The 19,724-nt window shown below is 72.4% G+C and carries 17 protein-coding genes and 1 other RNA gene; 3 read left to right on the top strand and 15 right to left on the bottom strand.

Features of this window, described 5'->3' with window-relative positions; translation table 11 throughout:
* Nucleotides 1–20 precede the first annotated feature (20 nt).
* Both ACIRJT_RS13905 and ACIRJT_RS13900 read right to left on the bottom strand, forming a co-directional pair.
* A complete protein-coding gene (locus tag ACIRJT_RS13905; RefSeq protein WP_403908361.1) occupies nucleotides 21–2,402 on the bottom strand; it encodes a HelD family protein in 2,382 nt (793 codons plus the stop codon).
* A gap of 111 nt (nucleotides 2,403–2,513) precedes the next feature.
* Nucleotides 2,514–3,152, bottom strand: a complete 639-nt coding sequence (locus ACIRJT_RS13900) for a CGNR zinc finger domain-containing protein (RefSeq protein ID WP_403908359.1) — start codon at nucleotides 3,150–3,152, stop codon at nucleotides 2,514–2,516.
* A 146-nt stretch (nucleotides 3,153–3,298) separates the two neighbouring features.
* Between ACIRJT_RS13900 and ACIRJT_RS13895 the strand changes: the two genes are divergently transcribed.
* Nucleotides 3,299–3,943 (top strand): GNAT family N-acetyltransferase, encoded by a 645-nt coding sequence (locus tag ACIRJT_RS13895; protein ID WP_403908934.1) that lies wholly within the window; start codon nucleotides 3,299–3,301, stop codon nucleotides 3,941–3,943.
* On the opposite strand, the gene ACIRJT_RS13890 is transcribed toward ACIRJT_RS13895, so the two are convergent.
* The 7 genes from ACIRJT_RS13890 to ACIRJT_RS13860 form a co-directional block, all read right to left on the bottom strand.
* Nucleotides 3,876–4,439 carry a GNAT family N-acetyltransferase gene (locus tag ACIRJT_RS13890; protein WP_403908357.1) on the bottom strand — a complete coding sequence of 188 codons (564 nt, stop codon included), beginning with the start codon at nucleotides 4,437–4,439 and terminating at the stop codon, nucleotides 3,876–3,878. The two genes, ACIRJT_RS13895 and ACIRJT_RS13890, sit on opposite strands and share 68 nt — an antisense overlap.
* A 125-nt stretch (nucleotides 4,440–4,564) precedes the next feature.
* The gene (locus tag ACIRJT_RS13885) at nucleotides 4,565–5,707 is read right to left on the bottom strand and encodes a uroporphyrinogen-III synthase (protein ID WP_403908355.1); all 1,143 of its coding nucleotides are present in this window, start codon (nucleotides 5,705–5,707) and stop codon (nucleotides 4,565–4,567) included.
* Between the two features lie 174 nt (nucleotides 5,708–5,881).
* Nucleotides 5,882–7,213: a nitrate/nitrite transporter gene (locus ACIRJT_RS13880; RefSeq protein WP_403908353.1), complete on the bottom strand. Its 1,332-nt coding sequence runs from the start codon at nucleotides 7,211–7,213 to the stop codon at nucleotides 5,882–5,884.
* A 184-nt stretch (nucleotides 7,214–7,397) separates the two neighbouring features.
* Entirely contained in the window at nucleotides 7,398–8,567 is a 1,170-nt protein-coding gene (locus ACIRJT_RS13875) for an acyltransferase family protein (RefSeq protein ID WP_403908351.1), read from the bottom strand.
* Complete coding sequence (locus tag ACIRJT_RS13870; protein ID WP_403908349.1) at nucleotides 8,564–10,783, bottom strand: glycosyltransferase; 2,220 nt, start codon at nucleotides 10,781–10,783, stop codon at nucleotides 8,564–8,566. Before ACIRJT_RS13870 ends, ACIRJT_RS13875 begins: the two co-directional genes overlap by 4 nt.
* Complete coding sequence (locus ACIRJT_RS13865; protein WP_403908347.1) at nucleotides 10,784–11,476, bottom strand: hypothetical protein; 693 nt, start codon at nucleotides 11,474–11,476, stop codon at nucleotides 10,784–10,786. It abuts the gene before it with no gap.
* Between the two features lie 160 nt (nucleotides 11,477–11,636).
* Nucleotides 11,637–12,608: a LysR family transcriptional regulator gene (locus ACIRJT_RS13860; protein ID WP_403908345.1), complete on the bottom strand. Its 972-nt coding sequence runs from the start codon at nucleotides 12,606–12,608 to the stop codon at nucleotides 11,637–11,639.
* A 102-nt stretch (nucleotides 12,609–12,710) separates the two neighbouring features.
* Here ACIRJT_RS13860 and ACIRJT_RS13855 point away from each other — a divergent pair, with 102 nt between their 5' ends.
* Nucleotides 12,711–14,084, top strand: a complete 1,374-nt coding sequence (locus tag ACIRJT_RS13855; RefSeq protein ID WP_403908343.1) for an MFS transporter — start codon at nucleotides 12,711–12,713, stop codon at nucleotides 14,082–14,084.
* Between the two features lie 376 nt (nucleotides 14,085–14,460).
* Here ACIRJT_RS13855 and ssrA read toward each other — a convergent pair.
* The 5 genes from ssrA to ftsE all read right to left on the bottom strand — a co-directional run bounded on the left by ssrA (nucleotide 14,461) and on the right by ftsE (nucleotide 18,392).
* Nucleotides 14,461–14,848: a transfer-messenger RNA gene (gene ssrA / locus ACIRJT_RS13850) on the bottom strand.
* 119 nt (nucleotides 14,849–14,967) lie between these two features.
* Nucleotides 14,968–15,456 carry an SsrA-binding protein SmpB gene (gene smpB, locus ACIRJT_RS13845; RefSeq protein WP_403908341.1) on the bottom strand — a complete coding sequence of 163 codons (489 nt, stop codon included), beginning with the start codon at nucleotides 15,454–15,456 and terminating at the stop codon, nucleotides 14,968–14,970.
* An 18-nt stretch (nucleotides 15,457–15,474) separates the two neighbouring features.
* Nucleotides 15,475–16,662, bottom strand: a complete 1,188-nt coding sequence (locus tag ACIRJT_RS13840; protein WP_403908339.1) for a S41 family peptidase — start codon at nucleotides 16,660–16,662, stop codon at nucleotides 15,475–15,477.
* A 68-nt stretch (nucleotides 16,663–16,730) separates the two neighbouring features.
* A complete protein-coding gene (gene ftsX / locus ACIRJT_RS13835) occupies nucleotides 16,731–17,648 on the bottom strand; it encodes a permease-like cell division protein FtsX (protein WP_403908337.1) in 918 nt (305 codons plus the stop codon).
* A gap of 54 nt (nucleotides 17,649–17,702) precedes the next feature.
* Entirely contained in the window at nucleotides 17,703–18,392 is a 690-nt protein-coding gene (ftsE, locus tag ACIRJT_RS13830) for a cell division ATP-binding protein FtsE (RefSeq protein ID WP_003968787.1), read from the bottom strand.
* Between the two features lie 259 nt (nucleotides 18,393–18,651).
* Here ftsE and ACIRJT_RS13825 point away from each other — a divergent pair, with 259 nt between their 5' ends.
* Nucleotides 18,652–18,852, top strand: a complete 201-nt coding sequence (locus tag ACIRJT_RS13825) for a hypothetical protein (protein ID WP_403908334.1) — start codon at nucleotides 18,652–18,654, stop codon at nucleotides 18,850–18,852.
* A 199-nt stretch (nucleotides 18,853–19,051) separates the two neighbouring features.
* Here ACIRJT_RS13825 and ACIRJT_RS13820 read toward each other — a convergent pair.
* A partial coding sequence (locus ACIRJT_RS13820; RefSeq protein WP_403908332.1) for an LPXTG cell wall anchor domain-containing protein occupies nucleotides 19,052–19,724 on the bottom strand: 673 nt, incomplete at its 5' end.

The raw sequence follows: 19,724 nt of genomic DNA, 5'->3' as shown, positions 1-19,724 counted from the left end.
CTCTCCGAGCCTCTTCGGCGTCAGTCCCTCAGCAGGTCCGGCACTCCGTCCTCGTCCGGCATGTCCCGCTCGCCCGAGACCACCGTGAGCTGCTGCGTCGCCCGGGTCAGCGCCACGTACAGCACCCGCAGACCGGCCGGGGACTCGTCCGCGATCTCCGCGGGCGAGACGACCACCGTGGCGTCGTACTCCAGCCCCTTGGCCTCCAGGCTGCCCAGCGCCACCACCCGCTCCCCCAGCTCCGCGAGCCACTCGCGGGCCTGGGCACGCCGGTTCATCGCGACGACCACGCCGACCGTGCCGTCCACCTCCGCGAGCAGCCGCGCGGCCTCCTCGCGGACCGTGGCGGCCAGGTCCCCCTCGCGTACCGGCTCGAAGCGGGGCACCACCCCGGTCGAGCGGACCGCGGCCGGGGACTCCATCCCGGGCATCGCCAGCGCCAGCACCTTCGCGGCCAGCTCAGCGATCTCCGCCGGGTTGCGGTAGTTCACGGTGAGGGTGAAGCGGCGGCGCGGCCGGGAGCCGAGCGCCTCGTCCCGGGCGGCGCCCGCCTCGTCCGGGTCGGACCAGGAGGACTGGGCCGGGTCGCCGACGATCGTCCAGGTGGCGTGCCGGCCCCGGCGGCCGACCATGCGCCACTGCATCGGCGTGAGGTCCTGGGCCTCGTCGACGATGACGTGCGCGTACTCGGTGCGCTCCGCCGCGAGCCGCTCGGCCCGCTCCCACTGGGTCTCCTCGCGCTGCGGCATCAGCTCCTCCAGACCGGTGAGCTGGTCCAGCGGATCGGCCTCCCGCTTGCGCCTGGGCCGGTTCGGGGTGCCGAGCAGCGCCTGGAGCTCGTCCAGGAGCGCCACGTCGTGGACGGAGAGAGGTCCATCGCCGTTCGCGTCGAGGCGCTTCAGCGACCGGGCCAGCCGGCGCGCCTCGCCCTGGTTGAGGATGCGCCGGGACCAGCGGCCGAGGCGCCGCTCGTCCGCCATCGCGGCCAGCACCCGGCGCGGCGTCAGCTCGGGCCACCAGGCGTCGAGGAACTCCAGGAACGGGGTCTCGGTGGAGACGTCCTCGTCGAACGACGAGCGCAGCTCCGCCACCAGCTGGGGGTCGGTGTACCGGCCGCGTCCGGAGGACCTGCTCCACAGGGCGTCCAGCAGCAGCTTGCGGGCGCGCGGGCGCAGCAGGTTGACCGGCGCGGTGCCGCTCAGCGCGTTGTGCCGGATGCGCTGGAGCTCGTCGGCCTCCAGCTCGACCCGGGCGCCGAAGGCGACGACGCGCAGCCGGTTCGGGGTCGTCGCCGCGGCACTCCGCTCGGGCTCCTCGCCGAAGGAGAGCTGGCCCGCCTCCTCGCGCGGCGCCGCGGGCCGGCCCCGCTCCAGCGCGCCCCGGGCGGCCTTGCGCAGCACGTGGAGCATCCGGGAGGAGCCCTTGATCCGGGCCACCGCCGGCTCGTCGTAGGTCGTCGCGCCCTGGAGGCCCGCCGCGTCGTCGGAGAGCGAGCCGACCGCGCGGATGGCGACCTGGCCCTCCTCGCCGAGCGAGGGCAGCACCCCTTCGGTGTACGCGACCAGGAGGGGGGTGGGCGAGACGACCAGGATGCCGCCCGCGTACCGCCGCCGGTCCTGGTAGAGCAGGTACGCCGCCCGGTGCAGGGCGACCGCGGTCTTGCCGGTGCCGGGGCCGCCGGTGACCTCGGTGACGGAGGCGGCGGGGGCGCGGATGACCAGGTCCTGTTCGGCCTGGATGGAGGAGACGATGTCCCGCATGGTGTGGCTGCGGGCCTGGCCGAGCGCCGCCATCAGCGCGCCGTCCCCGATCACCGGCAGCTTCTCGCCGTCCAGGAACGCCGTCAGCTCCGGGCGCATCAGGTCGTCCTCGACCCCGAGGACCTTGCGGCCCTTGGAGCGGATGACCCGGCGGCGTACGACGCGGCCCGGCTCCTTCGGGGTGGAGCGGTAGAACGGGGCGGCCGCCGGGGCCCGCCAGTCGATCACCAGCGGCGCGTAGTCGGAGTCCAGGACCCCGATCCGGCCGATGTGGAGCGTCTCCGCGATATCGGCGGTGGCGTCCTCCCGCACGGTGTCGTCGGCCGGCTCGACGGAGGTGTACGCGCCGTCCGGGCCGCGCTCCCCGTCCTTGCCGAGCAGCAGGTCGATCCTCCCGAAGAGGAAGTCCTCGAACTCGCTGTTCAGCCGGTTGAGGTGGATCCCCGCCCGGAACACCTGGGCGTCCCGCTCCGCGAGCGCGCCGGGGGTACCGACCTGGCCGCGCTTGACGGCGTCGTTCATAAGAAATTCCGCCTCGTGGATCTTCTCTTCGAGGCGGTGATAAACACGGTCGAGATGCTCCTGCTCGACACCGATTTCCCGGTCCCGCAGCGATTCGACAGCGGCATCCTGCGCGGCCACCGAGGCCCCCTTCTGACGTGCACTGGGCAGCCGTCAACCCTATAGCGAAGGAGGGCCCGCGCGCACCTGCCGACCGGGGGCGATCGCGCGTCGCGTCGGGCGGGACCCGGTTCACGCGACGCCGGGCGGGATCTCCTTCGCCGGACCGCGCCCGTCGGCCGCCCCCATGGTCCTGCGCCGGTGCCGGGCGACCCTCTCACGGTTGCCGCAGATCTCGCCGGAGCACCAGCGGCGCCGCCCGCCGCGCGAGGTGTCCAGGTAGAGCCGGTGGCAGTTCTCGCCCTGGCAGCGGCGCAGGGCCGCCCGTGCGGCCGGGTCGGTGAGCAGGTCCACGGCGTCCCGGGCGACGACGGCGAGGAGCCCCGCGCAGTCGGGCGCCGTGCTCAGGGCCCGCACCAGGCCGCCGTCCGCGCCACGCACCGCGCGGGGCCCGGGAGGCGCACCGGACGCCAGGGAGTTGACCCGCTCCAGCGCCCCGTCGGCTTCGGGGCCGCCGAGCTGGGCCGCCATCAGGCGACCGACCGCGCAGCGCAGTTCGCGGAAGCGGGCCACCCAGGTGTCGTCCAGCTCCGTCAGCGCGGTGCCCGGCGGGACGAGCCGGGCGTCGGTCAGCCACCGGGCCAGGCGCACGGGGCCGTCGAGCTGTTCGCGGGCCCTCGGCACCCCGCCGGCGGGCTCCGTGGCCACCAGATCGAGGCAGATCCGGCCCGTGTCGAACCGCCACATCCGCGCACCCCTGCCCGCTGCCATGCTCCTGTCACCACCTTGGGTCACCGGTCGAACGGCCACCCCCCAGAGTGCCCCGGTCGGGGCCCGGCCGGAACCCCCGCCGCCGTCCCGGTGCGGGACCCCGCCCCCGTACCGTGGCGGCCATGGATCACGAGGGGGAGACGCCCATGGACCACCACGACGGGAGCGTCGTGCCCGGCCCCGGCGGGCTGCGGCTGCGCCGGTGGCGCGAGGAGGACCTGTCGGCGCTGCTGGAGGCGTACGAGGATCCGGCGATGCGACGGTGGCTGGCCACCCAGGTCTCCGGGGCGGACGGGGCGGCCGCCTGGCTGGCGGCGCAGCGCAGGGGGTGGGCGACGGGCACCCGCTTCGCCTTCGCCGTGACGGAAGCCGTGCCCGGCACCCGGCAGGGCGGCGGGCGGGACGGCGCACCGCTCGGCAACATCGTGCTGAAGCGGCCGGATCCGCGGAACGACTGTTCGGAGGTGGGCTATTGGACGACGGCCGCGGCGCGCGGCCGGGGCGTGGCGTCACGGGCCCTGGCGGCGCTGACCGACTGGGCGTTCACGGAGTTCGCCGAACAGGGACTGACCAGGCTGGAGTTGATGCACCAGGTGGACAACGGGGCCTCGTGCCGGGTGGCGGAGAAGTGCGGTTACGCGCTGGCGCGAGTGATCCCGGCGCTGCCGCCCGACTATCCGCTGGACGGCCATGTACATGTGCGCGAGGCCCCCACCGCGGCGCTCAGCCGGCCGGCGGGTCGTCGTGCAGAAGCCGCTGGAACAGGTGGTGGTCGCGCCAGCGGCCGTTGATGTGCAGATAGCCCGGCGCGGTGCCGATCCGCTCGAACCCGGCCTTGGCGAGCACCCGTTGGGAAGGGGCGTTGTCGGTGACGGTCGCCGCCTCGACGCGGTGCAGGCCCAGCCGGTCGCGGGCTGCGGCGCAGACCGCGCCGACGGCTGCGGTGGCGAGCCCGCGTCCGGCGTGGTCCGCGTCGACCCAGTAGCCGAGGCGGGCGTTGCGGTAGGGGCCCCGCTCGACGCCGGAGAGCGTGAAGCCGCCGATCACCCGGCCGTCGTCGTCCGCGAGCGCCCAGGGCATGGCCCGCCCCGCGTCCCGGTCGGCCAGCAGGGCGGTGAGCCGGGCGGCCTGGCCCTCGACGGTGTAGAAGGTGTCGGGGCGTACGGGCTCCCAGCGGCGCATGTACGCGCGGTTGCGGGTGAGGGCCTCGGCGAAGGCGGGCGCGTCGGTGATCGCGACGGGGCGGAAGGCCACGTCCGGGGCGATCCGGTGGAGGTGATCGGTCATCCGGTCACGCTAAGCGCTGCCCCGCCGGCGGTGACGCTCCGGGCCCCTCGGCGGTCGTACGGCGGCGCTCCGGGTCTCCTCGGCGTTCGTACCGCGGCGCTCCGGGTCTCCTCGGCGGCGGGCCCTCAGCGGTCGTACTTCGTGTCCGCCGCCGGGTCCAGCGCCAGCCGGTAGCCGCGCTTGACGACCGTCTGGATCAGCCGGGGAGCGCCCAGCGCCGTGCGCAGCCGGGCCATCGCCGTCTCCACCGCGTGCTCGTCGGTGCCGCTGCCGGGCAGGACCCGCAGCAGGTCGGCGCGGGCCACCACCCAGCCGGGGCGGCGGGCCAGCGCGTGCAGGAGGGCCATGCCCGCGGGCGGCACCGCGCGCAGCTCGTCGTCGACGAGGACGGCGTGGCCCCGGATCTCGACCCGGTGGCCGGCGACGGGCAGGACGCGTGCGGTGAGGGGGAGCCGGGCGCACATCAGCTGGACGAGGGGGCCGAGCCGGAAGCGTTCCGGCTGGAGGGTGTCGATGCCCCGGGCCTGGAGCGGGAGGGCGGTGACCGGTCCGACGCAGGCGACCAGGACGTCGTCGCGCAGGGCGCCGAGGATCTCCGGGAGCAGTCCGCGGGTCTCGGCGCGGCCCAGGAACGAGGCGGCGGCGGGGGCGCTGGTGAAGGTGACCGCGTCCAGGCCCCGGGCGGCCGTGACGTCGAGCATCCGGTCGAGCGGGGCGATGTCCTGCGGGGGCATCCAGCGGTAGACGGGGACGACGACGACGTCGGCGCCCGCGGCGTTGAGGGACTCGACGAAGCCGGGCAGCGGTTCGCCGTGCAGCTGGAGGGCGATCCGGCGGCCGGCGACGCCTTGGGCGAGGAGCCGGTCGAGGACCTCGGCCATCGATTCGGACCCGGGCGACCAGGCCTCGGTCAGCCCGGCGGCCCGGACGGCGCCCTTGACCTTGGGCCCCCGGGCGAGGAGTTCGACCCCGCTCAGCGTCTTCAGCAGGGCGTCGCCGACGCCCCAGCCGTCGGCCGCCTCGATCCAGCCGCGGAAGCCGATCGCCGTGGTGGCGACCGCCACGTCGGGGGCGTGGCGGATCAGCTGCTGGGTGGCGGCGAGGAGTTCGCTGTCGTCGGCGAGCTGCACGATCCGCAGGGCGGGGGCGTGCAGGACGGCGGCTCCGCGGCGCTTGAGGAGGGTGGCGAGCTCCTCGGCGCGGCGGGCCGCGGTCACCCCGACGGTGAAGCCCGCGAGGGGGCCTGGCGGTGTGTCGTCGTCCTGCATGGCGTGTTCCCGGCTCCTGTGGTTCCCGCTGGTACGCGATGTACGTCAGGCCCGAGACTGTCAACGATGCGTGACAGGCTCGGTTCCCCCGTATTTCCCGGCCGTTACGTCGTACGACGTCAGGATGTCGTCATGTCGTCCCGTGCCGGCTCCGGGGGACGGGCCCGACAGGCCCTACACCTCCGCGTAGCCGAGCCGGCCCCGGGTGAGCGCGGGCGCCGGGCGGCGAAGGTATACCACCCAGGTGAGGGTGAAGCACACCCCGTAGAAGGCGAGGAAGGACCAGAACGCCGCGGTTCCGGTGCCGGAGGCCTGGAAGGACTGGCGGAAGGCGAGGTTGATGGCCAGGCCGCCGAGCGCGCCGACGGCCCCGATGAGGCCCATGGCCGCGCCGGAGAGACGGCGTCCGTGGGCGGCGGCGGCCTCCGCGTCGAGCCCCCGGGCGAGGGCCTTGGCGTGGAAGATGCCGGGGATCATCTTGTACGTCGATCCGTTGCCGAGGCCCGTCAGGACGAACAGGGCGGTGAAGCCGGTGAGGAAGACGGGCAGTGAGGCGTTCCCCGAGGCCTGGATGACGACGCCGGTGGCGGCGGCCATCGCGGCGAAGGTGGCCAGGGTGATGCGCGCGCCGCCGTACCGGTCGGCGAGCCGGCCTCCGACGGGCCGGATCAGGGAGCCCAGCAGCGGGCCGACGAAGGTGAGCGAGGCGGCCTGGAGCGGGGTCCGGCCGAACTGGGTCTGGAGCACCAGGCCGAAGGCGAAGCTGTAGCCGATGAACGAGCCGAAGGTGCCGATGTAGAGGACCGCCATGATCCAGGTGTGCGGGTCGCGGACGGCTTCCAGCGCGGCCCCGGTGTCGTTCTTCACGGGCCGGAGGTTGTCCATGTACAGGGCGGCGCAGACGGCGGCCAGGACGATCAGCGGGATGTACACCCCGAGGACGATCCGGGGGTGCGAGGCCCCGAGCGTGCCGATGACGAGCAGGCCGACGAGCTGGACGACGGGGACGCCGATGTTGCCGCCGCCCGCGTTCAGGCCGAGCGCCCAGCCCTTCTCGCGCAGCGGGAAGAAGGCGTTGATGTTGGTCATCGACGAGGCGAAGTTGCCGCCGCCGATCCCGGTGAGCGCCGCGACCGCGACGAAGGTGGCGTACGAGGTCCCGGGCTCCATCACCCAGAACGCGGCCAGGGTCGGGACGAGCAGGCTCACCGCGCTGAAGATCGTCCAGTTGCGGCCGCCGAACCGGGCGACGGCGAAGGTGTACGGCACCCGCACCAGCGCGCCGACGAGGGTGGCGGTCGAGATGAGGAAGAACTTCCCGGCCGGGTCGATGCCGTACTCCGGTCCCATGAACAGGACCATCACCGACCAGAGGGTCCAGATGGAGAATCCGATGTGCTCGGAGAGCACGGAGAACCAGAGGTTGCGACGGGCGACGCGTACGCCCTTCTCCCGCCAGAACGTCTCGTCCTCCGGCTCCCAGGTCTCGATCCAACGGCCTGCCATCACGCGCCTCCACAGGGGGTCCGGGTGGTGTCCCCGTCGCATCGGGGTGCTGTCCCCGTCGCTTCGGGGTGTTGCCCCGACGCTAGGGAGCCCGCGTTTCGGCGTGGTGCTGTGAGGTGACCGGTGGGCAACCTTGCTCTCACCGGGCCCCTCGCGACCCGGTGAGATGCCGTGTCCGCTTCCGCTACCGCCTGCCGTCCGGCCAGAGCCGCGGCCGGCGCTTGGCGGCGGCGTCCTCGGCCCAGCCGAAGGCGAGGACGCAGAGCGCGATGAGGGCCCAGGTGATCAGCAGCACGGGCACCCAGCTCTCCAGCAGCCAGGGCACGTTCTCGCCGAGGGCGTCGACGGACCAGAGCCGGTCGTAGAGCGTGGCGGCGGTCAGGATGCAGACGTTGTGCCAGAGGTAGACGGTCACCGCCCGCGAGTTGAGCAGGGTGATGGGCCGGGCGAAGGGGCGCAGCCGCTTCGGCCACGCGGTCCAGGTGGGGCTGAGGTGCAGCAGGAGCAGGACGCAGCCGAAGGACCACAGGGCCTGGGCGAGCGGGATGGAGTCCAGGTCGAAACCGCTGCGGAAGCCCTCGTGGCTCGCCCACCACAGCCCCGCGCCCGCGAAGAGCGGGGCGATGGACGGCACGACGTAGGCGGGCAGCCGTTTCAGGACGCCTTCCTGGTGGGCCATGCCGAGGATCCAGCAGGCGCCGAAGGTGGAGAAGTCGGTGATCGCGGAGTCGAGGCGCTCGGTGGTGGAGAACAGCTCCAGGCGCATGACGACGGCGAGGGCGAGCGGCGCGAGCAGCGTCGGCCAGGGCAGCCTGCGCAGACCGCGCAGGATCAGCGGGGAGAACAGGACGAACCACAGGTAGGCCCGGATGTACCAGAGCGGCCCGGCCAGCTCCTCGGGCCAGCCCGCGCCGATGAAGCCGTCGACGCCCGCCACGTCGTACGCGTACGGCGGATCGCTGAGCGGCAGCACCCAGTACAGGAGGTGCTGCCACCACCAGCCCGGGTGGCCCTCGGCGTCCGGGCCCCAGCCCTGGGCGACCATGCCGGTCACGCCGATCGCGCCGAGCAGCCACAGCGGCGGCAGGAGTCGGCGGACCCGGCCCCGGATCACCTGGAGGGCGGGCCGCTTCAGCGAGCGCGCCATCAGCGTCCCGGCCAGGGCGAACATGACGCCCATCGACGGGAAGACGATGGGCAGCCAGGCCCAGCCGGTCAGGTGGTAGAGGACGACGCGGAAGAGGGCGAGGGCCCGCAGCAGGTCGAAGTACCGGTCGCGGACGGGCTTCACGGGCGCGGGCAGCGGGGCCGCGGGGCCCGGCGGGACGGTCCTGGGCAGGGGCGGGGCGGTCATACGTAGGGCCTCCGGTCCACGGCTCCGGCGGTGGCCCCGGGTCCCTGCGGGCGCCGTACGGACGAGCCGCCGGGAGCCTCCACCGCGCCCGTGCGGCGCAGCTTCTGCCAGCGCAGCCGGCCGCCGGTGAGCGCGGTGATCCAGGACTGGAGCAGCACGACGTACATGAGCTGGCGGTAGAGGATCTGCTGGAGCGGCAGCGAGATCAGGTGCGTCATGCGCTCCTTGTCCAGCCGGAACGCGTACGCGGCGCACACCGCCTGGACGACCAGGACGCCGAACCACGCGGCGACGGTCTTGCCGGTGGGGCCGAAGACCAGCCCGTACAGCAGGAACACGTCGATCAGGGGGGCCAGCAGCGGGGCGAGGACCATGAAGAGGGAGACGAACGGCAGCCCGACCCGGCCGAAGCGGCCCGACGGTCCGCGTTCGATGACCGCGCGGCGGTGCTTCCAGATGGCCTGCATGGTGCCGTAGCTCCACCGGTAGCGCTGCGACCACAGCTGCTGCACGGACTCCGGAGCCTCGGTCCAGGCGCGGGCGTTCTCCGTGTAGACGACGCGCCAGCCGTCCCGGTGCAGGGCCATGGTGACGTCGGTGTCCTCGGCGAGGGTGTCCTCGCTCATCCCGCCGACCCGGTCCAGGGCCTCGCGGCGGAACGCGCCGACGGCCCCGGGGATGGTGGGCATGCAGCCGAGCACGTCGTACATCCGGCGGTCCAGGTTGAAGCCCATCACGTATTCGATGTGCTGCCAGGCGCCGATGAGGGAGTCGCGGTTGCCGACCTTGGCGTTGCCCGCGACGGCTCCGACCCGGGGGTCGCCGAAGGGCTGGACCAGCTCGCGGACCGTGGCCGGTTCGAAGACGGTGTCGCCGTCCATCATCACGACGATGTCGTAACGGGCGTGCCGGATGCCGTTGTTGAGGGCGGCGGGTTTGCCCGCGTTCCGCTGGCGCACGACCCGTACGCGGGGCAGCCGCAGCGCCTCGACGAGGTCGGCGGTGCCGTCCGTGGAGCCGTCGTCGATGACGATGATCTCGATGGGGTGCTCACTGGCGGCCAGGGAGCGCACGGTCGCCTCGATGCACGCGCGTTCGTTGTACGCGGGGACGAGGACGGAGACCGGGCGGCCGACGGGCGGGCCCCAGCTGAAGTTCCTGCGGCGGACCTTGCGGGCGTGCAGGAACGAGAGCAGCAGCATCAGCCCGAAGCGGGCGAGGACCAGGACACCGATGACGGCGAGCCCGACGACCAGGACACCGGTGATCCGCTCGGACACGGCGACGGCGGAGACGAAGGCCTTGCCCTTCCACAGCGCGAACCCGGTGACCGGGGTGTGCGCGCTGGGTGCGTCGAGGGCGGTGGTGAGGCGGGTGAAGGTGTAGCCCCGCGCCTTGAGGTCCGGCAGCAGGGTGTCGAGCGCGGCCACGGTCTGCGAGCGGTCGCCGCCGGAGTCGTGCATCAGGATGATCGCGCCCTTGCCGTCCTTCGGCGTGGCCCGCTCGACGATGGCGCGGACCCCGGGGCGCTTCCAGTCCTCGCTGTCGGTGTCGTTGACGACGGTGAGATAGCCGCGGCTGCCGATGTACTCCGTGACCGGCCAGGACGTGTTGTCCATGGCGTACGAGAAGGAGGAGTACGGCGGCCGGAAGAGCGAGGTGCGGATGCCGGCCGCGCCCGCCAGCGCCAGCTGGTTCTGCGACAGCTCCCAGTCGATGCGCGCGGTGGACCGGTAGGAGAGGTCGGGGTGGTTGAAGGTGTGCAGCCCGATCTCGTGCCCCTCGGCGACCATCCGTTCGACCAGGTCGGGGTAGCGGGCGGCCATGTTGCCGGTGACGAAGAAGACGCCGTGGGCGTCGTACTCCTTCAGTCTGTCGAGCACCTTCGGCGTCCACACCGGGTCCGGTCCGTCGTCGAAGGTCAGGACGATCCGGCGGTCGGGTATGCGCAGGGTCTCGGCGTCACCGGAACGGGCGTCGATGACGGGCCCGCCGTCACGGACGTCCTGGGGCACCCGGGTGGTGCTGTCGGCGCCGCGGACCCGGTGGTCGGCGAGGATCTCGTTGTGCACGTATCCGCGCAGCATCAGCATCGCGAGCAGGGCGACGAGGAACGTCGTCGGCAGGAGATAGCGCATGGGGAGCCTGAACCGGCTCCGGCCGCGTGACGCTTTCCTCGATCCGCCGTTCCTGCCCCGCGTGGCGGGGGAGTTCATTTACGGGGCGCTCTCTTCCTGCACCGGCTGGTCCGGGTTCTCGGCGGGAGCGGACGTCGTCGGATCGGACGGCTCCGGCTCGGGGGACGGCGGCGTGGGGTCGACCGGTGGTTTGGCGGTCGAGGTCGTGGGGTCCGGTTTCGTGGCGCCCGCGCCGCCCGCGCCGCCGGTCCCGGTGGTACGGGACGGGGCGGCGGAGACCGGTGCGGAGGGGGCGCCGGCCGATCCGGCGGGCACCAGCACGGAGGTGGCCGACGGGGTCGCGTCGCCGGGTGTGGCGGACGCCTCGACCGCCGCGGGGCCCGAGGCGCTGGGCCCGGGTTCCGGGGCGTCGCCGGACGGGCCGCCCGCGGTGTCGTCGGGCGCGGGGGCCTCCTCGGCCTGCTCCGCCTTCGCCTTCTCCTCGCTCCCGGACAGGGGCAGCCAGGGGGCGCTGGAGTTCCCGCCGAGGACGGCGAGGACCAGCGTCACGGCGTAGGCGACGCAGACCGAGGCCAGGACCCAGCCGAGGCGCCGGAAGGTCTTGCCGCGGCGGCCGCTCTCGTCGACGAAGACGGGGCCGTCGGAGCCGTCCGGCGGAGCGGGTTCGCCGGGCAGCTCGGCCAGCTGACGGCCCAGTCCGTCGAGCTGGATCGTCGCGTCGTTGGGCTCATGCGTGTGCCCGGTCCGCTGGCCTTCGCGCCAATTGTCCACCAGTGCAGCCCCATCCCCCACTCAGAATCAGGCGCACGAAATTGACTGGTTCTTTACTGTCGGACTGAGCCCCCACCCGTCCACGAACCCGGCCTACTTGCACCCGGACGATGAATGTAGCGCACGACGTTGACGCCCAAGTGCCCCTGAACGGAGTTGATCAGGAACGGTTGCGCATCAGTGACCGATCGCCCTCGGGAAGCCACGACCCGACCGGCGGTACCATCCACCCTTCAGCAAGGGCCAACTGGTCAGCAGCGCTACGCAACGCGTCGGTGCCGGGGTGGTTCAGACCCTTGCGCCAGACCAGCGACAGCGGCGAAAGCGGAATCGGGTCGACGAGCGGGCGCAGCACCGTTCCGGGCATCGCCGGGAAGTCGACGACGGCGAGCACGGGATGTCCGCCCTTCGACATGACCCGCTGGAATTCGGCCACGCCCACGGCGAGCGGGACGGGCGGGGCCATGGTGATGCCCCACTCGGCGAACAGCAGCGTGGCGAGGTCCGTCCACTCCCGTGTCCGCTCGTTGCCGGCCCCCGCGTAGACGGTCTCTCCGGCCAGCTCGGCCAGGGCGACGACCTCCCGCGCGGCGAGGGGATGAGTGACGGGCAGCATCAGGGCCATCGGCTCGTACCGCACGGGGTGCACGGAAAGTCCCGCGCGCACCGCGGGGGCCAGTCCGGCGGCCCGGCCGAAGGAGGCGTCGAGCCGGCCGGCCAGGATCTCGCCGGCGGCCCAGGTGAGACCGGACTCGAAGCGGGCCATCAGCTCGCACTCCGGCAGGAGTTCACGGGCGCGCGCCAGCACCCGGGCGGCGGTCGCGCCGTCGCTGTTCAGGTCGACGAGCAGCGGCCGGGCGGGCGCACCACTGAGGGCCCCGGCCAGTTCGGCGTGCGCGTCGAGCACCCGGCGGGCGTACGGAAGCAGGCGTTCGCCGTCCGCGGTGAGGGCGACCTGCCGGGTCGTACGGACGAACAGCTCGGCGCCCAGTTCGCGCTCCAGGCGCCGGATGTCCCTGCTCAGCGCCTGCTGCGCGACGAAGAGGCGGGCGGCGGCCCGGGTGAAGTGCAGTTCGTCGGCGACGGCGAGGAAGGCGCGCAGGAGTCGGGGGTCGGTGTCGGCTGGGGGCACCTCGCGAATCTACCGCGCGGGGCGCCATTCACAACACAGACGCGTGAATGGGTGCGAAGAAGGTGTTGGACCCGGGCGGCGGGGCACGGCCAGCCTGGTCGTATGCCGACACCGATATCCCCCGCCACCGCCTGCCCGGAGTCCGTTTCCCGGCCGGACCGTGCCGCCGCACCGCCGCCCACTCCCCTGCTCGCCGTCGCCGGCGGCCAGTTGGTCGCGGCTCCGCGCTCCGTGCCCGGGGGCGCCGGGGACGCCGGGCCAGGCCGTCGGTGCAGCGCCGGGGGCTCCGGACGGCGGCCGTCGTCGAACCCGTACCTCCGGCTGCTGGCGACCCCCGGGGCCCGGGCGTTCACGGCGGGCAACCTGATCGCCCGGCTGCCGATGGGGATGTTCAGCGTCAGCGCGGTCATCATGATCGCCGGATCCCGTGGTTCGTACGCCCTGGCTGGGGCCGTCACCGCGACCGGGCTGGCCGCGACGGCGGTCGTCGCGCCCTTCACCGCCCGGCTCGTGGACCGCTACGGGCAGGCGCGGATCGCGGTGCCCGCCACCGCGCTCGCCGTGCTGGGCTCGCTGGCCCTGGTTCTCTGCGTGCACTACGAGGCCCCGGCCTGGACGCTGTTCGCCGCGTACGCCGCGACCGCGACGACCCCGAACACCGGCGGCATGTCGCGGGCCCGCTGGGCGCATCTGCACCGGGGCGACCCGGCGGCCCTGCACACCGCGAACTCCTTCGAACAGGCCGCCGACGAGCTCTGCTTCATGCTGGGCCCGGTGCTGGCCGCGACACTCTGCGGGGCGCTGTTCCCGGAGGCGGGCACGCTGGTGGGGGCGGTGCTGCTGATGAGCGGCGTCCTGGTCTTCGCCGCCCAGCGCGCCACGGAACCGCCCGTCACCCCCCGTACGAGCGCCGTGGCCTCGCCCCTGCGGACCCCGGGGATGCCCGCGCTGCTGGCGGTCTTCCTCGCCACGGGGGCGGTGTTCGGGGCGCTGGAGGTGGTCTCCATCGCGCATGCCGGGGGCGCGATCCTGGCGCTCCAGGCGGCCGGGTCGTGCGTGGCGGGCCTGGTCTACGGTTCGCTGCGGCCCGCCCGGAACGTCCGCCTCAGGCTGCTGTTGTGCCTGGCCGGGATGACGGCGCTGATGTCCCTGCCGCTGCTGGCCGCAACCGGCTCCGCCTCGCTGCCGGTCCTGGCACTCTGCCTGCTGGTGGCGGGTGCGGCGACCGCGCCGACGATGGTCACGGGCATGACGCTGGTCCAGCGGTCCACGCGCCCGGAGCAGCTGAACGAGGGCATGACGCTCGCGGTGACCGCGCTGCTGGGCGGGATCGCGGCCGGGGCGGCGGCCGGCGGCTGGCTGGTCGAGCACGCGGGCACGGTCACCGGCTACGCGGCCCCGATGTCCGCGGCGGCCCTCGCCCTGGTCATCGCGGGCGCGGGGACGGCGGTGCGGCGAGCGAGCCGAGCGGGATGACGGGGGGCTGTGCGGGACCGGGTCCTCGATGACCCGGCAGGGCAGCGCGAAGACGTCCTCGACCAGCTCCTCGGTGATCAGGTCGGCGGGCGGCCCCTCCGCGACGACGGCCCCGTCCTTCATGGCGATGACGTGGGTGCCGTAGCGGGCGGCCTGGTTCAGGTCGTGCAGGACGGCGACGAGCGCCCGGCGCACCGGCTGCTCGACCCATCGGCGTCAGGACGATCCGGTGGCGCAGGACGTCCACCGGGAGATCGGCCAGTGGGACGCCGTCGAGCAGGGACCCGGCCGGAGTCGGAGGTCAGAGCCCCGGCGAGGAGCATGAAAAAAACCTCCGCCCCGCGAGTGAACTCGCGGGGCGGAGGCTTACATGGGGTGGTGGAGATGGCGGGAATCGAACCCGCGTCCAACGGTGCGGAACCAGGGCTTCTCCGAGTGCAGTTCGCTACGCTTTTCTCGGCCCCGGAGGTCACGCGAACAAGCCTCCGACAGGCCCAGCCACTGTTTGATTTCCTTCTCGGCCCCGTGGCCGGGCCGAGAAGTTTAGATCCCTAGTTGATGCCAGGATCCGGGTCGGGATCACCCCCGGGCTGACACTCCGCAGAGTCTTCGCTTAGCTGCTAATTAGGCAGCGAGGGCGAAGGCGGAGGAATCGCGCTTGGAATTGGCGATTATTGTTTGCGACATATGGTTTACGAGATCATTGCCGCTTCCTCGACTCGCTTCCCCTGCTTCGACATCCGCTGTCGAAACCGATCATCCCCATGTTGATTTTTCAAAACGCGCACCTTCGCTGAGGTGCACGGCCCATCGTACGTGACCAACGCCGGACGATGCCACCGTATTCCTGCCCGGCCGCCGGCCCCGCCCGGACAGACCCCGCTCAGGCGCTGCGCTGCCGTCGGCGGGCCGCCGAGATGGCGCGGTTCGTCTCCCGCGTGTCCTGCTTCTCGCGGAGCGTCTGCCGCTTGTCGTACTCCTTCTTGCCCTTCGCGAGCGCGATCTCGACCTTGACCCGGCCGCCCTTGAAGTACAGCGCGAGCGGCACGATCGTGTGGCCCGTCTCCTGCGACTTCGACTCCAGCTTGTCGATCTCGGCCCGGTGCAGCAGCAGCTTGCGCTTCCGCTTGGCCGTGTGGTTGGTCCAGGTGCCCTGGACGTACTCGGGTACGTGGATGTTGTGGAGCCAGGCCTCGTGGTCGTCGATCTGGACGAAGCCGTCGACCAGGGAGGCCCGTCCCATGCGCAGGGACTTGACCTCCGTACCCATGAGGACGAGGCCGCACTCGTAGGTGTCGAGGATCGTGTAGTCGTGCCGCGCCTTCTTGTTCTGCGCGATCATCTTGCGCCCGGTGTCTTTTTCCTTCGCCATAGTGCGGTCATTTTCGCACTACGACCCACCCCCGAGGCCACTCAATACCGTCTCGGCCCGCTGCTGGGCCCTCTCCCCCACCACGAGGTCGGGTGTGATGCCCCGGCCGTCGACGTTCCGGCCGCCCGGGGTGCGGTAGTGGCCGACGGTCAGCTCGGCCACCGAGCCTCCCGGCAGCTCGCTGGGCATCTGCACGGAGCCCTTGCCGAAGGTGGGCGAGCCGACGGTGACCGCGCGGCCCCGGTCTTGGAGCGCACCGGTCAGCAGCTCGGCGGCGCTCATCGTGCCGCCGTCGACCAGGACGACGACCGGCCGGTCCGTGTCACCGCCCAGCTCCGCGTACAGGGCCTGCTGCTCCCCGCGCACGTCGTACGTGGCGACCAGGCCGCCGTCCAGGAAGGCGGAGGCGGCGACGACGGCCTCGGTGACGAGTCCGCCGGAGTTGGCGCGCAGGTCGAGCAGTATCCCGGCCCCCTCGGGAGCCTCGCGGACCGCCTCCCGGACATCGGCCCCGGCGCCCTTGGTGAACGCGGCGACCTTGACCAGGACCGCCGACGACGGCTCCGCCCCCAGCCGCCGCACGGTGACCGCCTCGGTGGTCAGCCGGGCCCGCCGAAGGGATTCCGTCCAGCTCCGGCCCTCCCGGACCAGGCCGAGCTCCACCCGGCTGCCCTCGGCCGCGCCCGTACCGTCGCCGCGGAGCAGCGCGACGACCTCCGCGACGGGACGCTTGCCGACCGCGCGGCCGTCCAGGGTGCGCAGCACGTCGCCGGCGCGGATGCCGGCCCGGTCCGCGGGGCCCCCGGTCTGCACGCGCGACACGGTGACGTCGCCGTGGGCCGTGCGCCGGGCGGAGAGCCCGACGCCGGTGTAGGAGCCGTCCAGCGCCTGCTCGAACTCCTCGTACTCCCGCTCGTCGTAGACCGCGCCCCAGCGGTCCCCGCTACGGCTGACCACTTCCTCCGCGGCGTCCTTCACCGACTTCCCGTCCGCCTCGGCCTCGGCGGCGGCGCCCTCGATCTCGCCCCGGTCGACCGGGGCGACGGTGGAGGAGACGGCACGGGTCTGCGGCCCGGCACCGGGGTCGGGGTCCTGCGGCAGCGAACCGGTCGCGGCGGCGGTGGCGAGCGCACACCCGAAGACCAATGTCAGGGCCGCCCCGCGGCAGAGGCCGCGGGGCCGAAAGCGGTGCGAACAACCCGACATGGCGCCGAGTCTAGGACAAGCCCCCTGGGGCGCACGGGCGATCTCCCGTGCGCCCCAGGGGGCACATGTCACACCTTCAGGTACTTGCGCAGCGCGAACAGAGCGGCGACGGCGGGCATCAGCAGGCCGATCGCGAGCACCAGCGGAAGCTTGGTGAGGACCGCGTCCCAGCCGATGAAGTTGATCACGAGCAGCTTGTCCTGGAGCGCGAGACCGCCGTCGATCAGGAAGTACCGCCCGCCGAGCAGCATCCCGCAGGCCAGCACACCGCCGATCAGACCGGCGACGGCCGCCTCCATGATGAAAGGAGCCTGGATGTAGAAGCCGGAGGCTCCCACCAGGCGCATGATGCCCGTCTCGCGTCTCCGACTGAACGCGGAGACGCGCACGGTGTTGACGATCAGGATCAGCGCGATGACGAGCATGAGGATCATCACGTAGACCGCGACGAGATTCATGCCGTTCATGAGCTCGAAGAGTTGATCCAGGATGGACCGCTGGTCCTGGACGGACTGCACCCCGTCCCGCCCGGCGAAGGCCGTCGCGACGACCTTGTACTTCTGCGGGTCCTCCAGCTTCACGCGGTAGGACTCCTGCATCTGGTCGGGCGTGATGTTGCCCGCCATCGGGGAGTCGCCGAACTGCTCCTGGTAGTGCTTGTACGCCTCGTCGACCGTCTCGAAGTGCACCGTCTCGACGGCGTCCATCTTCTCCAGGTCAGTCTTGATCTGGTCCTTCTGCTCCTTGGTGACGGCCCCCTTGGCGCACTTGGGCGTCTCCTTGGCGTCGTTCTTGTTGCAGAGGAAGATCGAGACGTTGACCTTGTCGTACCAGAAGTCCTTCATCGTGCTGACCTGCTCGCGCATGAGCAGCGCGCCGCCGAACAGGGCGAGCGAGAGTGCGACGGAGACCACGACCGCGAAGGTCATCGTGAGGTTGCGGCGGAGACCGACGCCGATCTCCGACAGGACGAACTGGGCGCGCATGGCGTCCTTTCAGTACTCGATGCTCGACATGCACGAAGGGCCGCGGCCCTTCGGTCAGTGCTGGTAGCCGTAGACGCCGCGTGCCTGGTCGCGTACGAGACGGCCCTGCTCGAGCTCGATGACGCGCTTGCGCATCTGGTCGACGATGTTCTGGTCGTGGGTCGCCATGATCACGGTGGTGCCGGTCCGGTTGATCCGGTCCAGCAGCTTCATGATGCCGACGGAGGTCTGCGGGTCGAGGTTGCCGGTCGGCTCGTCCGCGATCAGCAGCATGGGGCGGTTCACGAAGGCGCGGGCGATGGCCACGCGCTGCTGCTCACCGCCGGAGAGCTCACCGGGCATCCGCTCCTCCTTGCCGCCGAGGCCGACGAGGTCGAGGACCTGGGGCACGGCCTTGCGGATCTCGCCGCGGGGCTTGCCGATGACCTCCTGCGCGAAGGCCACGTTCTCCGCGACCGTCTTGTTGGGCAGCAGGCGGAAGTCCTGGAAGACCGTCCCCAACTGGCGGCGCATCTGCGGCACCTTCCAGTTGGACAGCCGCGCGAGATCCTTGCCGAGCACGTGGACCATGCCCGTGCTGGCGCGCTCCTCGCGCAGGATCAGTCGCATGAAGGTCGACTTGCCGGAGCCGGAGGACCCCACCAGGAAGACGAACTCACCCTTCTCGATGTCCAACGAGACATCGCGCAGAGCCGGTCGGGTCTGCTTCGGGTAGGTCTTGGAGACGTTGTCGAATCGGATCACGGATGCACCACGGTCGGCCGGGAGTAGGTGAGCGTGACCATACGCGAACCGGGCTCACGCGTGCAGGCGGCGTCCGGCAATGGGCGTTTTATGGCGGATCAGCACCTGGAACGAAACGGGTCGTGCCGGACCTTGTCCGGCGGGCCGCGCCGAAATCGCCGCGAGCTGGCACAGTGGTGGGGGGAACGGTTGCGTTGCCGTGAGCGTTGTGCGGAGTGGAAGCAGCAAGCGGCTCCGCCGCGCGGGAGGAGGAATGCGCATGACCTATGACCGACTGGTGTGCGCGAACTGCGCGTCCCCCGTCAGCGAGGGCCGCTGCCGTGTCTGCCGTGCCGTGCGGCAGCAGATGCTGGAGGAGCAGGGCCAGGGCCCGCTGGCCGGGATGAGCCCGGCCATGCTGATCGCCCTGATGGTGGTGCTGCTGGCCGCGCTCGCACTGCTGGCGCACCAAGCGGCCTGATCAGGACCGCAGCGCCCTCCGGGGCCGCCCCTCATCGCCCCTCCGGGGCCGACAGACGTATGCGTACGGCCGCCTGAGCGGTTCGGGCGCGCAGAAGGGCCCGGGAGGCGTCGTACGCCCTCCCGGGCCCTTCCTCACGCTGTGGCCGCGTACGGGCCCGACCCGCGCCCTCTACGCGCCGGTACGGTCCGCTGCGGACCTAGGCGACCGTGCGACCGCCGCCGACGAGGCGCGGCAGGATACGGAAGCCGATGCCGCCCGCGATCATGGTCGCGGCGCCGATGACCAGGAAGGTCGTCTCGGCCGCACCGGTCTCGGCGAGCTCTTCCTTGCCCTTGCTCTGCTCGACCGGCTTGTTGCCGACGCTGTCGGTGTCCGTGTTGTCGGTGCACTCGGCGCCGTCGAGGTCGACGGTGCAGCCGGCGTCGTCGCCACCGGTGGTGGAGCCGCCAGTCGCGGAGCTGCCATCGGTGGAACCGCCGCCGGAGGTGGAGCCGCCGGAGGTCGTGGAGCCGCCGTCGGTGGAGCCGCCGGAGGTGCTGGTGCCACCCTGGTCGCCGCCACCGTTGTTGCCGGACCCACCGTTGTTGCCCGAGCCACCGTTGTTGCCGGACCCACCGTTGTTGCCCGAGCCACCGTTGTTGCCCGAGCCACCGTTGTTACCGGACCCACCGTTGTTGCCCGAGCCACCGTTGTTACCGGACCCACCGTTGTTGCCCGAGCCACCGTTGTTGCTGGTTTCGCCCGTGGTGGTTTCACCGGTGGTGGTCTCACCCGTGGTGGTCTCACCCGTGGTGGTCTCACCCGTGGTGGTCTCACCCGTGGTGGTCTCACCCGTGGTGGTCTCACCCGTGGTGGTCTCACCCGTGGTG

It is taken from the genome of Streptomyces sp. NPDC102283 (assembly GCF_044766265.1).
Lineage (GTDB): Bacteria > Actinomycetota > Actinomycetes > Streptomycetales > Streptomycetaceae > Streptomyces.
Note: the sequence above shows the minus strand (reverse complement) of the source record. Positions and strands in the feature narration are given on the sequence as shown.